Origin of the sequence: Selenomonas ruminantium AC2024 (assembly GCF_000687995.1) — a bacterium.
Lineage (GTDB): Bacteria > Bacillota > Negativicutes > Selenomonadales > Selenomonadaceae > Selenomonas_A > Selenomonas_A ruminantium_B.
This window is the reverse complement of sequence record NZ_JIAC01000001.1, coordinates 847,888-870,066: the sequence shown is the minus strand read 5'-3', so window position 1 is coordinate 870,066 and position 22,179 is coordinate 847,888. Positions and strand designations below refer to the sequence as shown.

The window sequence follows — 22,179 nt, the reverse complement described above, 5'->3', positions numbered from 1 at the left end:
TTGCTAAAATTATAATTAGATTAAATTTTCACTAATTTATTCGACAAAGGGGGGAAACCTCACTATGGATTTTCTACCGAAAAAACGCCGCAGCATAATGGCTGTAGATGACGATATCATCAATCAGATGACGCTGGAAGCTATCCTCAGCGTCAATTACGACTTCACCGCTGTGTCCAGCGGACCTGAAGCCCTGGCCCAGCTTCCCAACCAATCTGTAGACCTCATACTCCTGGATATCAATATGCCGGAAATGAATGGTTTTGAGGTACTGGCGGCCCTGCAAGCAAATGAGGCCACCAAGGACATTCCCGTCATCATACTTACGGGGGACTCGGACCAGGAAACCGAGGTGCAGGGCATTCAGGCCGGGGCCTTTGACTTCGTCCATAAACCCTTCATTCCCACTCTTATCCTGCGCCGCATCGAGCGCACCCTGGAGCTCAAGTCCCTGCAGCACCACATGCAGCAGGAAATCGACCAACAGACCGCCATCGCCAAGGAACAGCTGGCCTCTACCCGGCGCCTCTTCCGGCAGATGGTAGAAACTCTGGCAGACACCATCGATGCCAAAGACAAGTACACCAACGGCCATTCCCGCCGCGTAGCGGATTACGCCCGGGAAATTGCCCGTCGGGCAGGCAAATCAGAAGCATACCAAAACGCCGTTTACTATATGGCCCGGCTCCATGATATCGGTAAGATTGGTATCCCCTCCAGCCTCATCAACAAAAAGGGCCGGCTGACCGACGAGGAATACGCCGCCATGCAGCAGCACACCATTATTGGCGGCGATATTCTCGCCCATGTGAAGGAAATGCCAGAACTTTTATGTGCCTCCCGCCATCATCACGAACGCTATGATGGCACCGGCTACCCTGACGGTCTTTCTGGCACGGCCATACTGGAAAAGGTACGCATCATTGCTGTGGCTGATGTCTACGACGCCATGACCTCCAAGCGCAGCTACCGGGACGGTCTGCCCCAGGCAGAAGTCCGTCAGGAAATGCTCAAAGCCCGTGGAAAGCAGCTTGATCCCTATTTTACCGATATCATGCTGCAGATGATTGATGAGGACAGCGACTATCAGCTTCGGGAGGGAACGGTATGAATTTCTGGCTGCATCACAATTTATCCCAATGGGCTACCCGGCTCATTGTCAGTTTTATCTTAATCGTATTGGCTGCCGCCTGTTGGATTTTTTCCAGCAGCACCTTCGACCAGCCCCAGCCAAAAGCCGGCATTGTCCTGCTGGGTGGCATTGACGAAGAGGGCTGGAACGCACCTCAGTACCGCGGCATCCGCAAGGCCTGTGCTGCCATGGGCATAGGACTCATCACCAAGGAACGCATTATCGGTGACGGTGCCTGCACCCAGGCCGTTCAAGAACTCGCCAGCGAAGGTGCCGGCATGATTTTCCTGGCCAGCTACTCCTACTCCCAGGAAGCCAAAAAACTCGTCCGCGAATATCCTCAAATTGCCTTCGGCACCAACTCCGCTGAATGTCATGCCCGCAATATGACCTCCTATTTCGTGCGCATGTATCAGGGCCGTTATCTGGCTGGCGCACTGGCCGGCATGCGCACCAAGAGCAATGTAATTGGCTACGTGGCTGCCATGGAAAACTCCGAAGTCAACCGCGGCATCAACGCCTTCACTCTGGGTGTGCAGCAGACAAATCCTGCCGCCCGGGTCGTCGTCATGTGGACCGGCAGCTGGCAGGATGAGGAAAAGGAAGCACAGGAAGCACGCCGCCTGATTACGGAAGCTGGTGCCGACATCCTCACCTACCATCAGGACGAACCCGCAGCTGCTGATGTGGCCGAAAAGCTCGGCATCGATTACATTGGTTATTACGAAGATTTAGGCAAACACAGCTGGCGCTCCAGCCATGCCCTGACATCCGTGGTCTGCAACTGGGACCGCTACTACGAGGACATCATCCGCCGCTATCTCAAGGGCGAACTAAACTACATGGATAAGCAATGGGTGGGCATGGAAGCTGGCTTTGTGGAACTTTGCGACTTCTCTCCCGCTGTCACCGACGAACAAAAAGCACGGCTTGACCAGATAAAGAAAACGATGCTGGGCGGGCGCTTCGTCTTTGCCGGTGAAATCTACGACCGTCAGGGCAACCTGCGCTGCCGACCGGATGAATCCATTCGGGATGACCGTCTGCTGCAGCACATGGACTGGCTGGTGAAGGGGGTGGAGATTCTTGAATAACCGCAAAAAAATGCTGCTGACCATTTTAATGACGCTCTTTTTGATTTTCCTCGCAGGAATCTTCATACAGCATCGCATTGTGGCTATGCTCAACAATGCCGCTGAACATTCCGTGTCCCGCCAGACCGAAGATCTCTCCATGTTGGCTGGGGAACGCTTCCTCCGTTTTCTGACGCCATTGCAGACAGCGGCCAACCATCTGTCTACGCACGAACAGGACAAAGAGGCTGTCCTGCAGATGCTTGTCCAACAAAATCCCCAGGGGCAGGCAGGACTTATCGACTTCCAGCATCATACCATGGGAAGATTCCTGTCCCGGGATTCCTTTCCCCGCCTGCAGCTTGCCTTCCATGGCAACACCATCATTGACTACAATCCCGACATTGGCATCCTGCTGGCCACGCCAGTCTTTTATGGCGACAATGTCCGCTATGTTCTCTATCAGGTCTATCCGCCGGAGATGTTGCCCCAGCTGTTTGCCCTTTCCGATTATGATGCCTTTACCCATGTCATCATTCAATACCGCGATGGCACCTTGGCCGTACCCTACGAGAACTACACCACGGATGATACCAAATTCTGGGCCGACGACACGATTCAGGCGGGCATGAAGGAGGTTCACCGCCGCCTGCAGCACAGCAAAGCTGCCGCCGTCTATACCGAAGGAGCCGAGGGAAAATTCTTCGTCTTTGGTGCTGACCTTCCCCAGACCGATTTCTCCCTGATTGGCTATATGCCCTGGTCAGCAGTAGCCGGTCAGATTACGAGCATCTATCAGCGGGTGTTCTTTCTCTTTTCCTTTATGCTGATTCTCTTCGCCTGCCTGAGCATTTATCTGCTCATGGCTCAGACCAGTGTAGCCGAGACGGAGGAACTGCGCGAGGCGCGCCAGGCTGCCGATGCTGCCAACCAGGCCAAGAGCCAGTTCCTGGCCAATATGAGCCACGAAATCCGCACCCCCATCAACGCCATCAGTGGCATGAACGAAATGATTCTGCGGCAGGAACTGCCTGCGGAAGTCCGAAAGTACGCCAGCAATATCAAATCTGCCACGGCGGCCCTTTTGACCATCATCAACGAAATTCTGGACTTCTCGAAAATCGAATCCGGGCATATGGAAATCGTCGCCACAGATTATCAGCTGGGCCAGGTGCTGCGGGAAGTCGGCACTCTGGTAGGCGTACGGGCTCAGGCCAAAAATCTAGCCTTCAAGATTCACGTTGACCCCTATCTGCCCAACGGCCTCTATGGTGATGCGGGCCGCCTGCGCCAGATTCTCATCAACCTGCTGAACAACGCCATCAAGTACACGCCGTCAGGCTCCGTCACACTAGACATCAGCGGCCAGCGCAGTGCAAGCACCCTGCGCCTGCGGGCTGCCGTCACCGATACCGGCATCGGCATTCGCGAAGAAGATAGAGCGCGCCTTTTCCATGTCTTTGAGCGCCTCGACATCAAGCGCAACTGCCAGATTGAGGGCACCGGTCTGGGACTGGCTATCACCCATCGCCTGCTGAACATGATGAAGGGCACCATTCAGGTGGACAGCACCTATGGTGAAGGCAGCACCTTTACCATCGAACTGCCTCAGGAAGTCCATTCCTTTGACCCGATTGGTGTTTTCAATCTCAATGCCCAGCCTGACCTCGATACCAATCTCAGCCATCAGGCCAGCTTTATCGCCCCCGATGCCCGTGTGCTCATCGTGGACGATAACGATATGAACTGCTTTGTGGCCAGCAGTCTGCTCAAGGAAACGCAGATGCAGACCACCATTGCCCATAGTGGTGCCGAAGCTCTGGAAACCCTGCAGAAACAAAAATTCCATGTTGTTCTGCTCGACTACATGATGCCCGGCATGGACGGGGTGGAAACTCTGCACAAGGCCAAACAGCTGCAGGGCATCAGCAGCACCCGTTTTATCGCTCTGACAGCCACCGCCCTTTCGGGTTCCCGAGAAAAATTCCTCGGCGAAGGCTTTGACAACTACCTCAGCAAACCCATGACCGGTGATGAGCTCACCGCCATGCTGCACCGCTATCTGCCAGCAGAACTGATAAAACCGGCTCCGGTTTCCCTGCCGCCGATGGCAACGCCTGCCCCCGCCCCTGCCGCAGAGGCTCCTCCAGCCACAGCAGCAGACACACCATCTTCGCCGCTCATTGACCGCGAACTGGGTATGAAATACTGCAACAACATGGAGGCCATCTACCACAACATACTGGGCATGTTCAGCAAACAGTCCATCGCCAAGATTGCACGGCTGGACGAAGATTTTGCCACGGGCAACTGGGATGACTACCGCATCAATATCCATGCGCTAAAGTCCGCCGCACTGACCATCGGCTGCCGTAGTCTCAATCAAAAGGCCAAGGAGCAGGAACAGGCCGCCAAGGACTATTTGGCAGAAGACGCAACGCCCAGCCAAAAGCAACAGGCTCTGGACTACCTCCAGCAACACCACGCAGATATCATGGCGCTCTACCGCAAAACTGCGGAAGCAGCAAATCCGCAATAGCCAAAAGGTGCTGTGACGAAATGATTTTCCATTTCGTCACAGCACCTTTTTATGCTATACGTTCTTAAATGTTTTCCCAGACAATCTCCTTGGTCCCCGGCGGCATCTTCACCTGCCTGTTGTAGGCGATACTCTTCACCGTTGCTTCGGCCACTTCTTCCGGCGTGGCTTCGGGATTGCGGCGGATTTCGTAAACGCCATGGGAGGCCTGTTTAATGGCGTAGGACTTAGGCGTATGGAACTGCAATTCCGTTTTGACGCCCGAAGGGCTGATGAGCTGCACATTGATACCCTGATAGAACTTGCCGCCCCAGGCATTATTGAACTTCACCACCTCATAGCCGCTGGCGGTGAGTTTTTTCATGGCTTCGGGCACCCGATGACTGTAATCCTCGTCCTTTATTACGAGGGTATAGCGCAGTACATCACTGATACCGTCAGCGGCCTGCCCCAAGTTCACGTTATCCTTCACGGCATCGGACAGAATCTTCTGCATCAAGCTGTCCTCAGCCTTGATGCGATGCGTCAGCCCGGTAAGGTAGACTCCATTCTGCTCCAGCGCCCGCATATCCCGCGTAATGTCAGGCTCAGCCTCCTGCGCTTCGGCAATCAAGCTCTGGGCCAGCACCGTCATGGTCACCACCATCACAGCGGTGATTTTGGCGAGCGAGGTGCGGACATATTGCAGACGCATATTCTTCATAATGTTGCTGGTAATGTTCTTGCTAATCTTCTTCATCTGATTCATTATCTTGTTTCCTCCAGTCTTGCTTAACGCTAACCTTCGAACAAGATGAAGTATAACAAAGTTAAATGAAAATATAATGATTGACTATGAAAACAAAATGAAGATTAGCGATAAGAGACCAACTCTTCCATGGTTTTCGTCTTTTCATGGTTCGGCAGAGGCCGCACACCTTCTGCCCCATAGCCCACATCCAAAAGCATGACAACCGTTTCATCTGCCGGCAGTTCCAAGGCTTCTGCCGCCTTGTCCGGGTCAAATAAATTCAGCCAGCAGCTGTCGAGTCCCGCATCTGCTGCCGCCAACATCATATGCGTGGCCACAATGGTGGCATCTTCCGCGCCGGAGTCATACTTATCACCGGGATAGGTAAAGCACTGCGTCTTGTTGTAGGCCACAGCCAAAACCACTGGCGCACCATAACGGCAGGGCGTCAATTCATCCACGAGTTTCAGCGCCATCTCGGATTTCAGTACATAGACATGCTGCGGCTGGCTGTTCTTGGCCGTAGGCGCCAGCTGGCCCGCCAACAGAACCCGGTCCAGCTTCTCCTGTTCCACTTCTTTATCCGGCTGGAATTTTTTACAGGAATAACGCTTTTTCGCCAGTTCAATAAAATCCATTCGTATAACCTCCTTGCAGTTGTAAACAATATCAACAAGCATTATTTCGCGAACCAAGCAAAAAAATCCTGCCGCAGTTACAGTTTCCCGCAATTATAATTTGCGATATTAAAAAGCACGCACACATTACAGGATATCGATATATTCGTGATTCAAGGCCTTGTTCATACTGCGCACGGCACAGAACTTGCCGCACATGCTGCAGGTTTCGCTATGGCCGTCCTCCGGCATACGGCTCTGGCGGATTCGTTGCGCCGTTTCCGCATCCAGCGCACAGGCAAACTGCGCTTCCCAATCCAGCACCCGGCGGGCCGCCGCCATCTTATCATCCGCTTCCCGTGCCCCTGGCAATCCTTTGGCAATATCAGCAGCATGCGCGGCAATCTTGCTGGCGATAATCCCCTGCCGCACATCCTCAAGATTGGGCAGAGCCAAATGTTCTGCGGGCGTCACATAACAGAGGAACGCGGCACCGTGCATGGCGGCTACTGCCCCGCCAATGGCGGCCGTGATATGGTCATAGCCCGGCGCAATATCGGTAACAAGCGGCCCCAGCACATAGAAGGGCGCGCCATGGCAAAGCGTCTTTTGAATTTCCATATTGGCAGCAATCTGATTGAGGGGCACATGCCCCGGCCCTTCCACCATCACCTGCACATTGCGCTTCCAGGCCCGCTCCACAAGTTCCCCGAGACGGGAGAGCTCATCAATCTGACAGTTATCCGTGGCATCGGCCAGACAGCCCGGACGGCAGGCATCCCCCAGGGAAATCGTCACATCATACTCCGCGCAGATGTCAAGAATCTCATCGAAATATTCATAAAAGGGATTTTCCTCCCCGGTCATGCTCATCCAAGCAAAGACCAGACTTCCGCCACGGCTGACAATATTCATCTTGCGCGACTGATTCCGAATCTGCCGCACCGTGTCCCGCGTAATGCCGCAGTGCAAGGTCACAAAGTCCACGCCATCCTCAGCGTGCAGACGAATGACATCGAGAAAATCCTGCGCTGTAAGTTCTGCCAAGTCCCGCTGATAATGTATGACACTATCGTAGATGGGAACTGTGCCAATCATGGCCGGGCACTCGGCCACCAACTTGCGGCGAAAAGGCTGCGTATTGCCATGACTGGATAAATCCATAATGGATTCAGCCCCCAAATCCACAGCGCTCATGACCTTCTGCATTTCCAAATCGTAATCCTTGCAATCCCGAGATACCCCCAGATTCACATTGATTTTCGTCCTTAGCATACTGCCCACACCTTCGGGATTCAGTGCTTTGTGGTTCTTATTGGCACAAATAGCCACCTTGCCTTCAGCCACCAGCGCCCGCAAATCTTCTGCCGCCATCTTTTCCTTGGCCGCCACGATTTCCATTTCCCTCGTGATGATTCCCTGACGTGCTGCATCCATCTGCGTTGTGTAAATTCTGCTCATCTGCTATTGCCTCCTCCAAAACACAAAAAAGGGAAGGACTTTGAATAAAGTCCTTCCCGGTCTATAAAAATCTTCCCTACGTTGGCATTATCCAAATCAGGTGCGGTCGAAGTGCGCAACTTCCTCTCAGCCCGTCTGCGAGCTCCCGTTCTATTTATTTGTTTTTGTCCCACGAGGGAAACCTATTGTTCATTCTAGCAGTTTTAGCAGCCAAGTTCAAGACTTTCTTTAGAACCGGAAATCCCGCTTATCCGAATGTTTGATGGCTTCGATATGCTCTGCGGCAATCTGCCGGACTTTCTCCTTGGGAATCTTCTTTAACTCCTCATCAATGAGCCGATAGCCCAGTTCCCGCGTTTCCTCGCTGGCATAGTCTGTAAGGTATTCCGTCAACGTCATCAGAGCGTTGGGCGTGCAGCAGTTGACAATCTGCCCGCTCTTGCAGAGGCTCATAAAGCGGTCGCCGGTACGGCCTTCCCGATAGCAGGCGGTGCAGAAGGAGGGAATATGCCCCGTCTCCATCAGCCACTTGATGACCTCATCAAGGGTACGCTGGTCGGACACATTGAACTGTTCCGTATCCGTCGGCCGTTCCTTTTCCGTATAGCCGCCCACGCTCGTACGGCTGGCCCCACTGACCTGACTGATACCCACCTGCAGCATTCGCTCGCGCACCTGCTCAGATTCGCGGGTGGAGATAATCATGCCGGTATACGGCACAGCCAGTCGAATGCAGGCCGCAATCTTGGTGAAGATTTCATCGCTGATGGAGTTATCAAAGGCATCGGGGTCGATATCGTCGGCTTTTTTCACGCGCGGCACGGAAATGGTATGCGGGCCGACACCATGCACAGCTTCCAGATGTTCTGCGTGCATGAGCAGACCGGCAAATTCATACTTATAGCCTTCCAAGCCAAAGAGCACGCCAAGGCCCACATCATCTATGCCGCCTTCCATGGCTCTGTCCATGGCTTCGGTATGGTAGGCATAATCATGCTTCGGCCCCGTGGGGTGCAGCCGTTCATAGCTTTCCTTATTGTAGGTTTCCTGAAAGAGAATATAGGTGCCAATGCCTGCCTCTTTGAGTTTGCGGTAATTTTCCACGGTGGTCGCCGCGATATTTACATTCACACGGCGGATGGCACCGTTTTTATGCTTGATGCTGTAGATGGTATGAATGCAGTCCAGAATATAGTCCAACGGGTTGTTCACCGGGTCTTCCCCGGCCTCGATGGCCAGCCGCTTATGGCCCATATCCTGCAGGGCGATAACCTCCGCCTTCACTTCCTCCTGGGTGAGTTTCTTGCGGGGAATATGCTTGTTCTGCCCATGATAGGGGCAATACACGCAGCCATTGACGCAGTAGTTTGACAGGTAGAGCGGTGCAAAGAGCACAATCCTGTTGCCGTAAAAAGCCTGCTTGATTTCCTCGGCAATCGCAAACATCCGGGCAATCTTGTCTGGATTTTCACAGGCCAGCAACACCGATGCCTCCCGATGCGACAGCCCCTTGCAAATATAGCCCGTGCCAGTCTTTACCGGCCGGGCCTTTTCTAAAATTTCGTCGATTAGCGCGTAATCGTCCTTGTGTTCCTGAGCATACTGCAAAGTTGCCAGGATTTCCTCGTGATTGATAAACTCCTCTGCCCGCAAAGAACGGGGATTGTACTCTGCCATAATGGTCATCTTCCTTTCGGCTTCACAAAGGTCTCCAACCATTAGTATAGCACAATGCACCATAATTTTTGTGGAAAAGTCAAACTTTCGGGCAGGAATGTCCCCCACCCCGTAGAAATATATCCATATAAAATATACTCCATAATCTGACTCTAAAACATCATCTGTATTTTATAGAGGGGGTATAGTCATGTCATTACATCTTAATTTCTGCCCACATTGCGGAAATAAACTGCCTGACACCAAAGGAATATTTTGTCCAGAATGTGGTCACAAGCTCGAGCTGACGCAAACTTCACCGGTATCACAAATTGAAATGACCGCTCCTACCACAGACCTATCTTCTCAAACCACTCTGCCTAATGCTGATTTGGGAGCACAAGCAAAACAAGGCTTCAATAGTATTGTGAAACATGTAAACGCCATGACCGGCGGTACCGGAAATGTCGATTTAAACTTGAAAGACCTTGTCATAAGTGTTGGAAAAAAACACACTACCGAAGAGGCTGAGGAATTATTCAGCTGTGGAACAGTCAAAACTACACCTCCAGAGGAGGAAATATCTAGTGCCTGGCCACGACCATGGCTTTATTCCAGAGTTTTTATGGTACTTGCAGCTACATTTATCGGTTTGTTGTTTATGGCAAAACATTTCCACAACGCTAATGCCATTCCCGGCATAATCTTTATTGGTGCGCTAGTAGTTCCCTTTTCTGCTGTCATATTTTTCTTTGAAGTCAACGCGCCACGTAATATTAGCATATTCGAAGTTACAAAAATATTTTTCATTGGTGGCGTAGCCTCACTCCTTACTACTTGCATATTATATGAGGTAGCAGATATCAGAACCTGGACCATTACCAGTGCCATGATGGTCGGTATAGTTGAAGAACTGGGAAAAATAATTGTAGTTGCCTACTACCTGAACTCCGTTAAGAAAAAATACATTCTTAATGGACTATTGATTGGTGCAGCCGTTGGCGCAGGTTTTGCGGTTTTTGAAACAGCCGGTTACGCTATGCGCAGTGACGATATAACAGAGATAATTTATTTACGTGGCATACTGGCCTTAGGTGGTCATGTCGCTTGGACCGGATTAGCCGGTGCAGCCATGGCTATGGTGAAAAAAGAGGACCTTATTGATTCTGAGATAATACTTCATCCCAAATTTTTACAGTTTTTAGTCGTGGTCATAATCATGCACGGCATGTGGGATATGCCCGTTGAAATTTCCTCTACACTGCCTATAATGCAAATCTTCCTCACCATAGCTGTATGGCTTTTCTTATTAATCATGATCAATGCCGGTTTACGTCAAATCTCTGAAAGGGAATAAGCGGAGGTGACTGAAATGAATACACATACAATTTCCAGAAAAGTTGTATTATTAGTATTAATTATCACTACATTCCTAATCTCTGGATGCAATTTCCCCTGGGAAGGGCAAGACAAGGGACTAGATGCTGGTTACTATAAACGCATCTATTTGTTGCCACATGGACAGTTTGTTGGCATAGAAAAGGTAAATGGCGAGGCTGCCCACAAAGGCGTTGTCTATAAAGTCGAATTGGACGAATTAAAACGCATCAAAGAAGTTGTTGCCGTATATAATGATAAACCAATAAATGTTTACTGGGGATTAGACCTCGTAAACGTCTCTAACCGCTTTGCTAAGATTGTTATAAATTACGAAGATAACGGTAATATGACATATAACTTCCTTTCTGATAACGACAAGCCTGTCAGCTGGCAAGCTGACATAGCTGCAATTCGTTTTACAAATTCGAATAAGAGCAGCTTACCAGACAAGGCAGAGTATCTAACTACAGATATGACGCCAGTTTCCAACAACGGACATGATTTGATAGCGAAATTCACCTACAATCATAATTTATTAGAGACAATAAAATTATCCGGCTGGCTAAAATCTGGTGATGATTTACAACTAAAATTCTACTATGATAGTAATTTCATTATGCATAGATTACCTGTGGGAATGGAAAGCACCGATATGGATGGGCGGCTATATCCATTTTTGGGTGATGTGGCACGTATTGTATGGCAGTACGACAAACAAAATCGTTTAATCAAAAAACAGTTCTTGGGTGCGGATGGTGAAATGGTGAATGGTAACATGAGTATTTATACTTTAGTATTTGACCAAATTCGTGGTAATTACGAACGCTATTGTTCATATTTCACCTGTTCATATGATGAAAATAATTTTTCTCCCAATAAAATATCCTTCTATAATGCCAACGGGGAATTATGGTCATCAAAAAGTACAGCCTCCGTCACACCGCAACCTATTTACAGATTTACATATAACAATGATGGTGATTTAACTAAAATAGAAACTGAAAATGCAGATGGAAATGCTGCCGAATTATATGCAGATATCTACGGCAAGGGCTACGCCTACGATGATGTGGGAAACATAAAAGAATTAACCTATTATGACGCTGATGGACAACCCGCATTAACAAAGGCAAAATATGCTAAATGGCGTAGAGTTTGTGATACTCATCGACGAGTATCAGAAGTAGCGTATTTTGGTATTAATGACGAAAAAGTAAATGCTGCACTCAGGAATGACGGTAAGATACATTACTATCATAAGCTGGTAGTAGAGCGTAACAGCGATGGCTCAGTTAGCCAGTATAAGTATTATAACGCCAATGGCAAACAAACCAAATAAGCAACTGTTAGGAGGTGTCAATAATGAGCGAACTACAAGATAACAATAGAACTTGGCTCTGCAGCTGTGGCCACGAAAACAACAGTAAATTTTGCACTATTTGCGGACAAGCGCGGCCTCAAATAACGCCACCAGCAAATGATAGTTCTATAACCGATAATGATGATAGTTGGACATGCAATTGCGGGCAAACCAATGCAGGAAAATTCTGCACAATATGTGGGGCACCTCGCCCCCAAGCTCCTGTAACAGAAGTGCCCACTGTAGTTAAGCCTATACAACCAAATATTTCTAAAAATGATAAAGCAATGCCCTCTCCAAAAAAATCAAACTCTCCTAAAATACACATATCGCCTAAGATAATGATTGGTTTAGGTATAGTCCTAATTATAACCTTAGGCGTAACTGGCGGCGTATTAGCTAAATACTATTTCGGGGTAGAAGCAACATCTACAGATATTTCCTTTACAGGTAAAACCAAAGATAAAGATTCAGTATCCTCTACAGAATTTTGGGCAAACGCTGAGTCAGATTTGTCAATTGAAGGTGTTGAGCTGGGCAATAAATTAGAACATGTTCATGAGTTATTAGGAACAGAGAACAATATAACCAAAAAAGTTGGCGGCCAACTCTATTCATTCGCAGATGTAGATGTATTTTTCAATAACGATGTTGCTATAGAAGTAATTTCTAAATCCCCAGATGCTCGAACAAAGCGAGGAATACATCAAGGCACTACGGAAGATGAAGTCTTACAAAATTATGGCCAAGAATATCAGAAAGTATCCGTAGTCGATGGTATTGCATATGATTATACTCTTAAAACTGCTGATGATAAAACTGGCGTTCTACGTTTTGTAATTAGTAACGGCAAAGTAAAATACATGCGAACATGGCTAAACGCCCCTGCAAACACTTCCCAAAACACAAATCAATCAGGTAATGCGGCTATAAAAGTTATGCAGAATTATCATCAGGCTATCACCAATCGTCAATATCAGCAAGCATATAATATGCTTACCAAGCGCGAACAAAATCAAATGGGTATTTATGACAACTTTGTCAAAGGCTTTGCCAACACCATATATAGTAGTGTTACAGATCTAAAAATCACTTCTTCTAGTCCTAATCGCGTTGTCCTAAGTTATAAATTAACAGCTAAAGATAGAGTTGCTGGTGGTAAAGTTATGGTTCAAACTTTCGCAGGGACAGCTACTCTGATTTTACAAGGTAACACTTGGCTAATTGACGAAAAATCATCTAAAAAGACCGGTTCACGAATGGAATAAAAATCAGGAGGAATGCAACCATGAAAAAATGTAATAACTGCGGTCAAAACCTGCCCGATAATGTTTTATTCTGCCCAGAATGCGGAACTAAACTGGAAGCCCAACTACCTACGCCCCCTACAACGCCAAACACTACGCCCCCCCAGCCGCCACCAGCTGACACCGCGCCTCCTCAACCTCAAGTAGCACAGCCTCAAGTGGCACAAACTCAAGTAACACGACCTCAAGGAACACAATCTCAAGCTGGCACTATTAGTCCTGATGTTTTAGGGAAAACTGCTTATGCTGGTGCTGTTTTGGTAATCCTGTCACCCTTTTTACCCATGATAAGTGTTTTAGGTGGACTTGGTTCTTTTTCCATCTCTGAAATCAGCGGACTTGTTACAGTTGCCATCGCCCTCTTTGCTGTAATCGCCCTTTATTTTCATGCCCAAGGGCAGGTCGATATAATGCCAGTTATCGGTACAGGCTTACTGCTCTTATTAGCAGTAGGATTTTTAGAATATCATTCTACCATGGATGAAGTATCACAACTTTTAGGCAGTACAGGTAAGGCTGCAGCCAAAGCCGCCTTCAGCTTTTCAGCAGGTTTCTATGCTTTTACCGGTGGTAGCATTTTAATGTGTATCGGTGGCAGCGGTTGTCTTGCGCATAAACTAGGCGTATCTCCAGATTTTTCTGGTATCCTAAAAGGTTGGAAAGAAGCCTTGCAGCGCACAATTGTTTTAGGTTCACTACAGTTACCTGGTTGGATTTTTTCCATTATTGTTACAGGTATATTAGGATTGCTTATAAAGAATATTAAGCTTTAACAGTAAGTTATTGTAGAAGAGGTGAGAGCATTGACCAAGAAAAAAAATACACTCTTCCTTACCCTCTGCCTAATCTTAGTGACAATGCTAACCAGCGGTTGCTTTCAAGTAAAAGCAGACATTGAAATTCACGAAGATGGCAGTGTTATACTGAATCGCACCATGGTTGGTAACGAGTTTTTGCAAGATGAAATTGAACAAGCTAAAAAAGACGTCACCAAGAACTCCCCCGATGCCAAGGTAGACAGCGTATCTAATGGCAATCTGAAAGGATTCCATGCGGAAACGAATTATAAGGATATCCGCACCATGGCTAAGGATGTCAATTTATTCGATGCACACAAGGGACTAAATAATGGCATACAAATGAAAAAAGGGCTGTTGTTCGACTCTTATTCCTTGGATTTAATCTTTGAAAACAATAATGACAACAAAGACATCAAAGATTTACCTCAAGAACAACAAACCCTGGCTAAGTCAATGCTTTCTGATATGAAATTTGACTTCACTTTAAAGTTGCCTTATCCCTCCGGCAACACTAATGCCACCAAAGTCACCAATGAAGGTAAAGAACTTTACTGGGATCTTTCCGCTGCCTTAATTGGTAATGAAACCTCCACTGTTAAAGCAGATTTTAGAATTTGGCATAAAGACCGTGTCATCGGGCTTGCTGTAGTAGCACTTGTGCTTTTATTAGCAATGTTTAATTTTATGGCCAAAGCAAATAAAAATAAGCAAAACAGTTCCGTATCTGCCAACGCCAAAAATCTTGCCATTCTCTGTGGAATGCTTTTACTAATTTTAGCTGGTGGTACTTACTACCTAATTGAAGAACAGCCCCACTATACTGAACAAGATATAATATCTGATACTAAAGATAAGCTCAATTCTCCTAAGAAAAATAAAGCCAGCGATAAGGTAAGTGAAAAAACCACCAAACCAGCAGATACCAAAATCGCCAATACTAATGCTGCTTCTTCAGCTCAAATGCTGGATATCTCAACAAAACCAGCCACGGAAACAGCTTTAGGACCAGTTGATTTATGTTTGTCCTTCGATCAATTACAGGGACGTCTAGGTAAGGAAGAAAAGCCGTCTAAACTAGATGATTCTGGCTTTACTCACTATTACTACCCAGATTGGGAAATTATTGTAGCCAATGGCCATGTGGAAAGTCTCTATTCCAATAGCAGCCGCGTACAAACAAAACGTGGTTTACGACAAGGAGACAGCGTTCAGGAGATATTACAAGCCTATGGCGATCCCTATGGAAAAACAGAATACAATGGCTCTACATTGTATGAATATCAATTTCGCTCCATTAACAACGACAATTGCTTATTGCGCTTTGCCGTAAAAAATGGCGTTATAGATTATATCGGCTCGCGAATTATCAGATGAGATAATTCCCATTTAATTCCCATTTAATTTCCTTTTAGTTTTACAAAAAGGAGGTAGCACGGATGGATAATAATGAACAAGGAGGCTTCACCACAAAACAGATATCCTTTTTCACAATTTGTTTAGTGGTGATTATCGGTGCAATATTTGGATATAAATATTACACATCAACGCCAGAATACACATTAAAAATTGTGATAAAAGCCATCGGGCAAAATGATTTAAATACCTTTAACAAACATGTTGACTTACATAATATCATAGCGGATTATTACGATAATGTTTTGCCCTATGAAGTCAATAAAAACACATCCCTCAGCAAACTAGAACGAAAAATGGCAATGGATTATTTAAATGATATGCGCGAATCTCATATCACCGAGCTGGAAAGTGACATAAAAAAATCATTTACAGTTAATAATAATTCAAAGTCCAATAATAAATCTAAAAACAATTTATCTGATTTCTTCTTAAAAAACTCACAACAATCTACTACATACAATGGCATAAAAGCAAAGCGTTTTTTCAACAAGGATCTATGTGTTATTTCACTAGATTTTTACGATAATGATTTAAAGGATAATTTCCTTGTTGATTTACGCATGCAGAAACTCGCTGATGGTACTTGGCAAATCATTAAGATAGACAATGTATTGGATTTATATATAAAATTCCCAAAATAAATTCTTTACATGCTGGCATAAAAATCAAAATACCTTAACACTAAAATAACGGGAAGCGTCTTTACTTGAACACAACAAGTGTAGATGTTTCCCGTTATATATTAACATTACCTAATCTTGAATACGTTTGCCCCTACCACGTCTCACACGCGAATCAATTTGATATGTCCACGGCAGTAACGATAGAGGATGGCGATAAAGATGCCGGTAATCAGCCAGCTCACGGGATAGCAAGCCATCAAGGTGGCGTAGTCGGGGCTGGCAGGGAACAGCGTATACAGCCAGGTAATGCGCACGCCGCAAATACCCACGAGCGCGAGCACTGCCGGCGGGAGCGAAAAGCCATAGCCGCGCAGTGCGCCAGACAGCACATCGATAAAGACCTGCAAAAATTGCGGCGCCACGATATACCAGAAGCGGATAATGCCAAGTTCTACGACGGTTTCATCCGCATTGAACAGAGACAGGAACTCCCGCGCAAAGCCAATCACGATAACGCCCATCGCCACGGTAAAGGCGACATCCAGTCCCAGTCCCACCTTGGTAATCTGGAAGCAGCGTGGCAGATTGCCCGCACCGTAATTCTGACTCACAAAAGTCGTCGTGGCCTGGGCAAAGGCGTTGAGCACGCAGTAAACATTGACCTCAATGGCAAAAGCCGCCGCCGATGCCGCCATGGCATCCGGCCCCAAACTGTTCACCGCCGCCTGAATCAAAATATTCGAGAACGAAAAGACCATACCCTGAATCCCCGCGGGCAGGCCAATGGCCACAATATCCCGCAACAGACGGCCGTCCAAAACAAAGCCGTCAAAATGCAGGCGCAAAATATCCTGCGAATGGGTCAGGAACCAGAACAGGATAAAGGCACTGACGCCGGTAGCCACAACCGTAGCGAGCGCCACGCCCATAACGCCCCAGCCCCAAAGGACAAAGAGCAAGTCCAGTGCGATATTGACCACACTGGCTGCGGCCAGCGCCAAGAGCGGCGTACGCGTATCCCCGCGGGCACGCAGAATAGCCGCTTCAAAGTTATACATGCCGATAAAAGGCAGGCCGAGCAGATACACCCGCAAGTAGGTTTCCGCCATTTCCTCAACTTCGGCCGGCACATCCAACCAGTTGATAATCGGCGTAGCCATCAGCTCGCCAAACAGCAGCAGGGCAAAACCTGTCGCCACCGCCAAAGCAAAAGACGTCTGCACAGCTGTGCCAACCTTTTCCGGCTTCTTCGCTCCGATAAAGCGGGCAATCACCACATTCGAGCCGAGCGAAAGCCCCATAAAGAGATTGACCAAGATACCGATAACAGAGATATTATTGCCCACGGCCGCCATGGCATTCTTGCCCACAAACTGCCCCAAAACGGCCACATCTGCCGCATTGAAGAGCTGCTGCAGAACACCGGTAAGGGCCAAGGGAATCGCAAAAATAATCAGCTTATCCCAAAAAGAGCCATGAAGCATATCCATGTCCCTTGTGTTTAACATTCTATTCACCTCAAACTAATCGCCAAAAAGCAAACGGTTTACTTATTATAACGCACAATCTAAAATAAACAACCCCCGCTAAAAATTTTTCTTACTGGGACTTTGGAGGCCTGTATTTTATGTTACAATAATAGCAGTGATTGTCGAAAAAACATCTTTATATATTACAGGAGGTACATGATGGAAAAACTCGGATTTATCGGCATGGGCAATATGGCGCAGGCACTCGCCGCAGGTTTTATCAACGCGGGCGCCATTGCCAAGGAAAAAGTCTACGCCTTTGCCCCCAATCAGGAAAAGCTGGCCAAAAATGCCGCCGCTATCGGCTTTACGGCAGTTAAGACCGTGCAGGAACTGGCAGATACCTGCGATACATTGGTAATGGCCTGCAAGCCCTACCAGATTGAGAGCGTCCTGACAGAACTTGGCGATAAATTAAAGGGCAAAGCCCTAATCTCCATCGCCGCCGGCTGGGACTTTGCACGCTATGAGAGCGTCCTGCCTGTCGGCGTCCGCCTGCAATTCATCATGCCCAACACGCCGGCAATGGTCGGTGAAGGGGTACTGCTCTTTGAGGAGCACAATACTCTTACGCCAGAGGAACACGCCGAAATCAAAAAACTCTTTGCCGCTGTGGGTTTGGTGCAGGAACTTCCCAGCAATCTCATGGGCATTGGCGGCACCGTCACTGGCTGCGGCCCGGCCTTTGTCGACCTCTTTATCGAGGCTTATGGTGATGCGGCAGTAAAATATGGCTTAAAACGCGAAGATGCCTATAAGCTGATTTCCCAAATGGTGCTCGGTTCGGCAAAACTTCAGCTCGCTACGGGTACCCATCCAGGCGTGCTCAAAGATAATGTCTGCAGCCCGGCAGGGACTACCATCCGCGGGGTAACGGCACTTGAAGAATACGGATTGCGCAATGCATGCATTAAGTCCGTGGATGCGATTATGAATAAATAACCGCGCCTGGTAGCTTAAAGGCTACAAATCATCAGAGAAGGCGGCGGAGCGGCCGGGAACTGGCCCCGACTACGCTAAGACCGCTGGCTAAAAATCATTTTTGCCTAGGATAAAACGCCAAGCACTTAAACTCACTGCGTTCAAACAAAAGTGCTTGGCGTTTCTTTTTGTGGTGGGCAAAAATGATTTTCTTTACGCCAGCGGCCATACGCTTCGCTGTGGCCAGTTCCCGGCCGCTCCGCCTTAGTGCCTGCTGCTCTGTTGATTTTGGTTCACGCCCTCAGTCTCAATGCTGCAGCTTAACGACCTTTTCTTCTATTTCCAACACTTTCATAACAGACACGCCCCACAACGCCGATGTCAACCGGCGCGAGGGCACCGATGCGCAAAGTAACTCAGGGCGGGGCCGTCAGCATTGCCGCAGTGGAGCGTTTGCCCCTTGGCGTTAAGAAATATTTTTTGCCCATACCACTAAAAATAACGGGAAACGTCTTTGTTTGAACGCAGTGAGTTTAGACGTTTCCCGTTATATAAAAGGCAAAAAAATATTTTAGCAAAGGGGCTAAGCGGAATCGTGGCAATGCTGACGGCCCCGCCCGACCACCACGAACCCACGGTGATAATCCTTCTTATTCGCCTCTGCGTCCATGATAGAGACACCAAGGCTCCTCCGCCATATAATCCCCGCCATGGTAATAAGCCGCTCTAGCCCGGCACCCGCCGCAAACGCCCTTATAGTTGCAGCTGCCGCACCCACCGCTATATTCGAGCGTACGCAGTTTCTTCAGCACTTCGCTGTCATTCCAGATTTCATCAAATGGCGTATCATGCACATCACCCAATTCCATATTGAGGTAAGCGCAGGGCTGTACCTTGCCCCGCGGGCTGATGATACAATAGCTGAGCCCTGCCAGACAGCCACGATGGAATCGCGTCTTAATGCCCAGCTGGTCAGCAATGCGCAGGAACTGTGGCGCGCAGGTCGGCTTTAATTCAATATCCACTTCCTGCTGTTTCTTCATAATGCGGGTCAGCACATCTTCATACTGCTCCGCCCGCAGGGATTCTTCCTCAATCGTTGCGGCTCTGCCCGTCGGCACCAAGAAGAAGAAATGATGCGCCTTAGCGCCGATTTCCACAGCAAAATCCGTCATCGCTTCGAGTTCCTGCTGGTTCCAATCCATCACCGTCGTATGAATCTGGAAGGGCAGGCCCACTTCGCGGCAGTTCTTCATGCCCTGCACCGCGCCGTCCCAGCCACCGGGGAAGGCGCGGAATTTGTCGTGCTTTTCCTTGTCCAGCGAATCCAGCGAAATGCCCATGCCTCTAGCCCCGGCCTCTTTCAAGGCCTTGGCCATTTCGAGCGTAATCAGCGTGCCATTGGTACCGAACACGGGAAACAGCCCCAAATCAGACGCATACTTCACCAGTTCCACAATATCCGGACGGGTCAACGGTTCGCCGCCGGAGAAAATCATGATTTTGAACCCCGCCTTGGCGATTTCCCGCAGGAGCTTTTTGGCTTCTTCCGTGGAGAGTTCGTCCTCAGCCTTGCAGCCTGCATCACGGTAGCAATGGGCGCAGTACATATTGCAGTTGTTGGTCGTATTCCAGGATACAATTTTCATGTTGCGCCCTCCTCACTTGATGCCGATTTCTTCATCGGTGAGATAGCAGGAGGGGTCCGACTCCCAAAAATCCCCGGTAACCGCTTCTGCTCTGGTGCGGAAGTTGCCGTTGCAGTTGTCCAGGAACTTGCACTTGGCGCAGCGGCCCTTCAGGAGGTGCTTGCGGTCTTTCAGACCGGCCAGAATGGGGCTGGCGCTGACATCTGACCAAATATCCCCGAACTTCCGTTCCCGCACGTTGCCGAAGGTATGATGCTGGGTGAACTGGTCAGGATGCACATAGCCCAAGGGGTCAACCTCACCGAAAGCGATACCTGAGCGGTTGCCGCCGTTCATGGAGATATACTTCTTAATCTGCTCTGCCGTTTCATCCCGACCCTCAGCCAGTGCCTTGAGGTACATATAAACGCCGTCGCAGTGGTTGTCCACCGTGAGGATTTCCTTTTCCAGGCCTCGTTCCTCAAAATCCCGGGTGCGGCGAATAATGGTATCCATAGCCTTGCGGGATTCTTCCGGGGTCACGTCCTGATTGACCATCTTTTCGCCACGGCCGGAGTACACCAGATGATAGAAGCAGACCCGGTTAATGCCCTTTTCTTCGATAAAGTCAAAGATATTGTCCAACTCCTGAATGTTGTGGTGGTTGATGGTAAAGCGCAGGCCCACCCGCTGGCCAACGGCCACGCAGTTTTCAATGCCCTTCATGGCCTTCTCGAATGAGCCTTCTACCCCACGGAACTTATCGTTGACATCCTGAAGGCCGTCCAGGGAGATGCCTACATAGCCCACGCCGATATCCTTGATGCGCTGGGCCACTTCCCGGGTAATCAAGGTGCCGTTGGTGGACAGGGTAGGTCTTACCCCCTTTTTCTGAGCGTATTCCGCCAGCTCGAAGAAGTCCGGCCGAATCAAAGGCTCGCCGCCGGAGAACAACAATACGGGCACATGGAAGTCTGCCAAATCGTCAATGAACTTCTTGGCTTCCTCCGTGGTCAGCTCGTCTTTATATTTTTGGGCATCCGAGCCCATGTAACAATGCATGCACTTGAGGTTGCAGGTCTTGGTGGAATTCCAGACCACCACCGGCCCCATGCCCTCAGCCGCCCCATTTCTCATGGTATGGGCGTTCTTCGTATAGCGCAGGTTATCGCCGTAGTATTCCCGCGCGAACAACAGTTTCGTTACACTAATCATCTGATTCCTTCTCCTAAAACACAATACACAAATTATTCAGCCGTCTGCACCTTAATCCCATCCAGCAGCAGCCGCATTTTCATCGCCACATTTTCCTGAAAGGAAATGTCCAGTTTACTGAAGGCCGTGGCCTGATAGATAGAGTGAAACATCTCCGTAATCAGCTCGGCAGGCACATCCTTGCGCACCTCGCCATTTTCCTGTCCTTCCTTCAGGATGCGCTCGAACAGTGGCTTAAAGCCCGGGGTAGGCACGGACTTGCGCTCCTCCGCATCCTCCGGCAGGCCCGAATGGTCTGCCGCCGCCAAGAACAAGGGCAAAACATAGCGATTTTCATCCAGAAATTTAGCAGTTAAGGTGCAGGCCACCGAAAGCTGCTCGCATGCAGGGCGCCCCTCATTCCGCAAATCCTTGATGGCGGCGTTGACCTCTGCGACCAACCGTCCAAGGAGATGTACCAGGAGCTCCTCCTTGGATTGGAAGTAATTGTAAAAGGTGCCTGTGCCCAGGTCCGCACCATTCATAATGTCCGCAATGGATGCTTCACGAAAGCCCTTCTTGCTGAACACCACCACAGCTGCGTCCAGTATCGCCTGCCGTGACAGGAGTTTTTTGCGCTCCCGGCGGCCCATTTTCTCTTCCATAATTGCATCGCCCCGTTTCTGTACATTTCATTCTGTTTTCTATTATATCGGAAAAGTCAGCCTCTGTGAAGGAAAAAATGAATTCGATTCACATTTTTGTACAAACCTACATCGGCAAAAATCCCTCTTGCGGCAGGATAAAAGATAT

General features: G+C 48.6%; 18 protein-coding genes and 1 riboswitch. Of the genes, 10 read left to right on the top strand and 8 right to left on the bottom strand.

The annotated features are described in order from the left end of the window. The first annotated feature begins 64 nt into the window (after positions 1-64). The 3 genes from P157_RS0104000 to P157_RS14845 are packed head-to-tail and all read left to right on the top strand — an operon-like array spanning position 65 to position 4,744. On the top strand, positions 65-1,111 hold the full coding sequence (locus tag P157_RS0104000; RefSeq protein WP_026759878.1) for an HD domain-containing phosphohydrolase: 1,047 nt from the start codon (positions 65-67) through the stop codon (positions 1,109-1,111). Then, entirely contained in the window at positions 1,108-2,226 is a 1,119-nt protein-coding gene (locus tag P157_RS13805; RefSeq protein ID WP_051598484.1) for a BMP family ABC transporter substrate-binding protein, read from the top strand. The genes P157_RS0104000 and P157_RS13805 overlap by 4 nt, the downstream gene beginning before the upstream one ends. After that, positions 2,219-4,744, top strand: coding sequence for an ATP-binding protein (locus P157_RS14845; protein WP_051598483.1), 2,526 nt, complete (start codon positions 2,219-2,221; stop codon positions 4,742-4,744). Before P157_RS13805 ends, P157_RS14845 begins: the two co-directional genes overlap by 8 nt. Before the next feature lie 64 nt (positions 4,745-4,808). On the opposite strand, the gene P157_RS0103985 is transcribed toward P157_RS14845, so the two are convergent. The 4 genes from P157_RS0103985 to hydG all read right to left on the bottom strand — a co-directional run bounded on the left by P157_RS0103985 (position 4,809) and on the right by hydG (position 9,229). Next, a complete protein-coding gene (locus tag P157_RS0103985) occupies positions 4,809-5,492 on the bottom strand; it encodes a hypothetical protein (protein WP_026759877.1) in 684 nt (227 codons plus the stop codon). Positions 5,493-5,596: 104 nt separating this feature from the next. Further along, entirely contained in the window at positions 5,597-6,112 is a 516-nt protein-coding gene (locus P157_RS0103980) for a nitroreductase family protein (protein ID WP_026759876.1), read from the bottom strand. 126 nt (positions 6,113-6,238) lie between these two features. Continuing rightward, entirely contained in the window at positions 6,239-7,552 is a 1,314-nt protein-coding gene (gene thiC / locus P157_RS0103975) for a phosphomethylpyrimidine synthase ThiC (RefSeq protein WP_026759875.1), read from the bottom strand. A gap of 55 nt (positions 7,553-7,607) precedes the next feature. Further along, positions 7,608-7,711: riboswitch (TPP riboswitch) on the bottom strand. Between the two features lie 69 nt (positions 7,712-7,780). Next, positions 7,781-9,229 carry a [FeFe] hydrogenase H-cluster radical SAM maturase HydG gene (hydG, locus tag P157_RS0103970; protein WP_026759874.1) on the bottom strand — a complete coding sequence of 483 codons (1,449 nt, stop codon included), beginning with the start codon at positions 9,227-9,229 and terminating at the stop codon, positions 7,781-7,783. Between the two features lie 190 nt (positions 9,230-9,419). Here hydG and P157_RS0103965 point away from each other — a divergent pair, with 190 nt between their 5' ends. The 6 genes from P157_RS0103965 to P157_RS0103940 all read left to right on the top strand — a co-directional run bounded on the left by P157_RS0103965 (position 9,420) and on the right by P157_RS0103940 (position 16,112). After that, on the top strand, positions 9,420-10,565 hold the full coding sequence (locus tag P157_RS0103965; RefSeq protein ID WP_026759873.1) for a PrsW family glutamic-type intramembrane protease: 1,146 nt from the start codon (positions 9,420-9,422) through the stop codon (positions 10,563-10,565). 15 nt (positions 10,566-10,580) lie between these two features. Beyond that, positions 10,581-11,927, top strand: a complete 1,347-nt coding sequence (locus tag P157_RS0103960) for a hypothetical protein (protein WP_026759872.1) — start codon at positions 10,581-10,583, stop codon at positions 11,925-11,927. A 23-nt stretch (positions 11,928-11,950) separates the two neighbouring features. Beyond that, complete coding sequence (locus P157_RS0103955; RefSeq protein WP_026759871.1) at positions 11,951-13,216, top strand: zinc ribbon domain-containing protein; 1,266 nt, start codon at positions 11,951-11,953, stop codon at positions 13,214-13,216. Positions 13,217-13,236: 20 nt separating this feature from the next. Next, the gene (locus P157_RS15445; RefSeq protein ID WP_026759870.1) at positions 13,237-14,028 is read left to right on the top strand and encodes a zinc-ribbon domain-containing protein; all 792 of its coding nucleotides are present in this window, start codon (positions 13,237-13,239) and stop codon (positions 14,026-14,028) included. Between the two features lie 30 nt (positions 14,029-14,058). After that, on the top strand, positions 14,059-15,429 hold the full coding sequence (locus tag P157_RS0103945) for a DUF3153 domain-containing protein (protein ID WP_026759869.1): 1,371 nt from the start codon (positions 14,059-14,061) through the stop codon (positions 15,427-15,429). 62 nt (positions 15,430-15,491) lie between these two features. Then, positions 15,492-16,112 (top strand): hypothetical protein, encoded by a 621-nt coding sequence (locus P157_RS0103940; RefSeq protein ID WP_026759868.1) that lies wholly within the window; start codon positions 15,492-15,494, stop codon positions 16,110-16,112. Between the two features lie 143 nt (positions 16,113-16,255). Here P157_RS0103940 and P157_RS0103935 read toward each other — a convergent pair whose 3' ends face one another. After that, positions 16,256-17,602: an MATE family efflux transporter gene (locus tag P157_RS0103935; RefSeq protein WP_026759867.1), complete on the bottom strand. Its 1,347-nt coding sequence runs from the start codon at positions 17,600-17,602 to the stop codon at positions 16,256-16,258. A 177-nt stretch (positions 17,603-17,779) separates the two neighbouring features. On the opposite strand from P157_RS0103935, the gene proC reads away from it, so the two are divergent. Beyond that, positions 17,780-18,565: a pyrroline-5-carboxylate reductase gene (proC, locus tag P157_RS0103930; protein ID WP_230578438.1), complete on the top strand. Its 786-nt coding sequence runs from the start codon at positions 17,780-17,782 to the stop codon at positions 18,563-18,565. A 629-nt stretch (positions 18,566-19,194) separates the two neighbouring features. Here proC and nirJ2 read toward each other — a convergent pair. Genes nirJ2 through P157_RS0103915 form a run of 3 tightly spaced genes read right to left on the bottom strand, consistent with a single transcriptional unit; the run spans position 19,195 to position 22,031 of the window. Further along, a complete protein-coding gene (gene nirJ2, locus P157_RS0103925) occupies positions 19,195-20,193 on the bottom strand; it encodes a putative heme d1 biosynthesis radical SAM protein NirJ2 (RefSeq protein ID WP_026759865.1) in 999 nt (332 codons plus the stop codon). Positions 20,194-20,205: 12 nt separating this feature from the next. Beyond that, on the bottom strand, positions 20,206-21,387 hold the full coding sequence (nirJ1, locus tag P157_RS0103920; RefSeq protein ID WP_026759864.1) for a putative heme d1 biosynthesis radical SAM protein NirJ1: 1,182 nt from the start codon (positions 21,385-21,387) through the stop codon (positions 20,206-20,208). A 32-nt stretch (positions 21,388-21,419) separates the two neighbouring features. After that, the gene (locus P157_RS0103915; protein ID WP_026759863.1) at positions 21,420-22,031 is read right to left on the bottom strand and encodes a TetR/AcrR family transcriptional regulator; all 612 of its coding nucleotides are present in this window, start codon (positions 22,029-22,031) and stop codon (positions 21,420-21,422) included. Between the last annotated feature and the right edge of the window lie 148 nt (positions 22,032-22,179).

Bases quoted from the DNA above. Each gene is read 5' to 3' on its own strand.
- P157_RS0103960 (WP_026759872.1), top strand. From the start codon at position 10,581: ATGAATACACATACAATTTCCAGAAAAGTTGTATTATTAGTATTAATT.
- nirJ2 (WP_026759865.1), bottom strand. From the start codon at position 20,193: ATGAAAATTGTATCCTGGAATACGACCAACAACTGCAATATGTACTGC.
- P157_RS0103985 (WP_026759877.1), bottom strand. From the start codon at position 5,492: ATGAATCAGATGAAGAAGATTAGCAAGAACATTACCAGCAACATTATG.
- P157_RS0104000 (WP_026759878.1), top strand. From the start codon at position 65: ATGGATTTTCTACCGAAAAAACGCCGCAGCATAATGGCTGTAGATGAC.
- P157_RS0103965 (WP_026759873.1), top strand. From the start codon at position 9,420: ATGTCATTACATCTTAATTTCTGCCCACATTGCGGAAATAAACTGCCT.
- P157_RS13805 (WP_051598484.1), top strand. From the start codon at position 1,108: ATGAATTTCTGGCTGCATCACAATTTATCCCAATGGGCTACCCGGCTC.
- P157_RS0103955 (WP_026759871.1), top strand. From the start codon at position 11,951: ATGAGCGAACTACAAGATAACAATAGAACTTGGCTCTGCAGCTGTGGC.
- P157_RS0103980 (WP_026759876.1), bottom strand. From the start codon at position 6,112: ATGGATTTTATTGAACTGGCGAAAAAGCGTTATTCCTGTAAAAAATTC.
- proC (WP_230578438.1), top strand. From the start codon at position 17,780: ATGATGGAAAAACTCGGATTTATCGGCATGGGCAATATGGCGCAGGCA.
- P157_RS0103940 (WP_026759868.1), top strand. From the start codon at position 15,492: ATGGATAATAATGAACAAGGAGGCTTCACCACAAAACAGATATCCTTT.
- P157_RS15445 (WP_026759870.1), top strand. From the start codon at position 13,237: ATGAAAAAATGTAATAACTGCGGTCAAAACCTGCCCGATAATGTTTTA.
- thiC (WP_026759875.1), bottom strand. From the start codon at position 7,552: ATGAGCAGAATTTACACAACGCAGATGGATGCAGCACGTCAGGGAATC.
- nirJ1 (WP_026759864.1), bottom strand. From the start codon at position 21,387: ATGATTAGTGTAACGAAACTGTTGTTCGCGCGGGAATACTACGGCGAT.
- P157_RS0103915 (WP_026759863.1), bottom strand. From the start codon at position 22,031: ATGGAAGAGAAAATGGGCCGCCGGGAGCGCAAAAAACTCCTGTCACGG.
- P157_RS0103935 (WP_026759867.1), bottom strand. From the start codon at position 17,602: ATGTTAAACACAAGGGACATGGATATGCTTCATGGCTCTTTTTGGGAT.
- hydG (WP_026759874.1), bottom strand. From the start codon at position 9,229: ATGGCAGAGTACAATCCCCGTTCTTTGCGGGCAGAGGAGTTTATCAAT.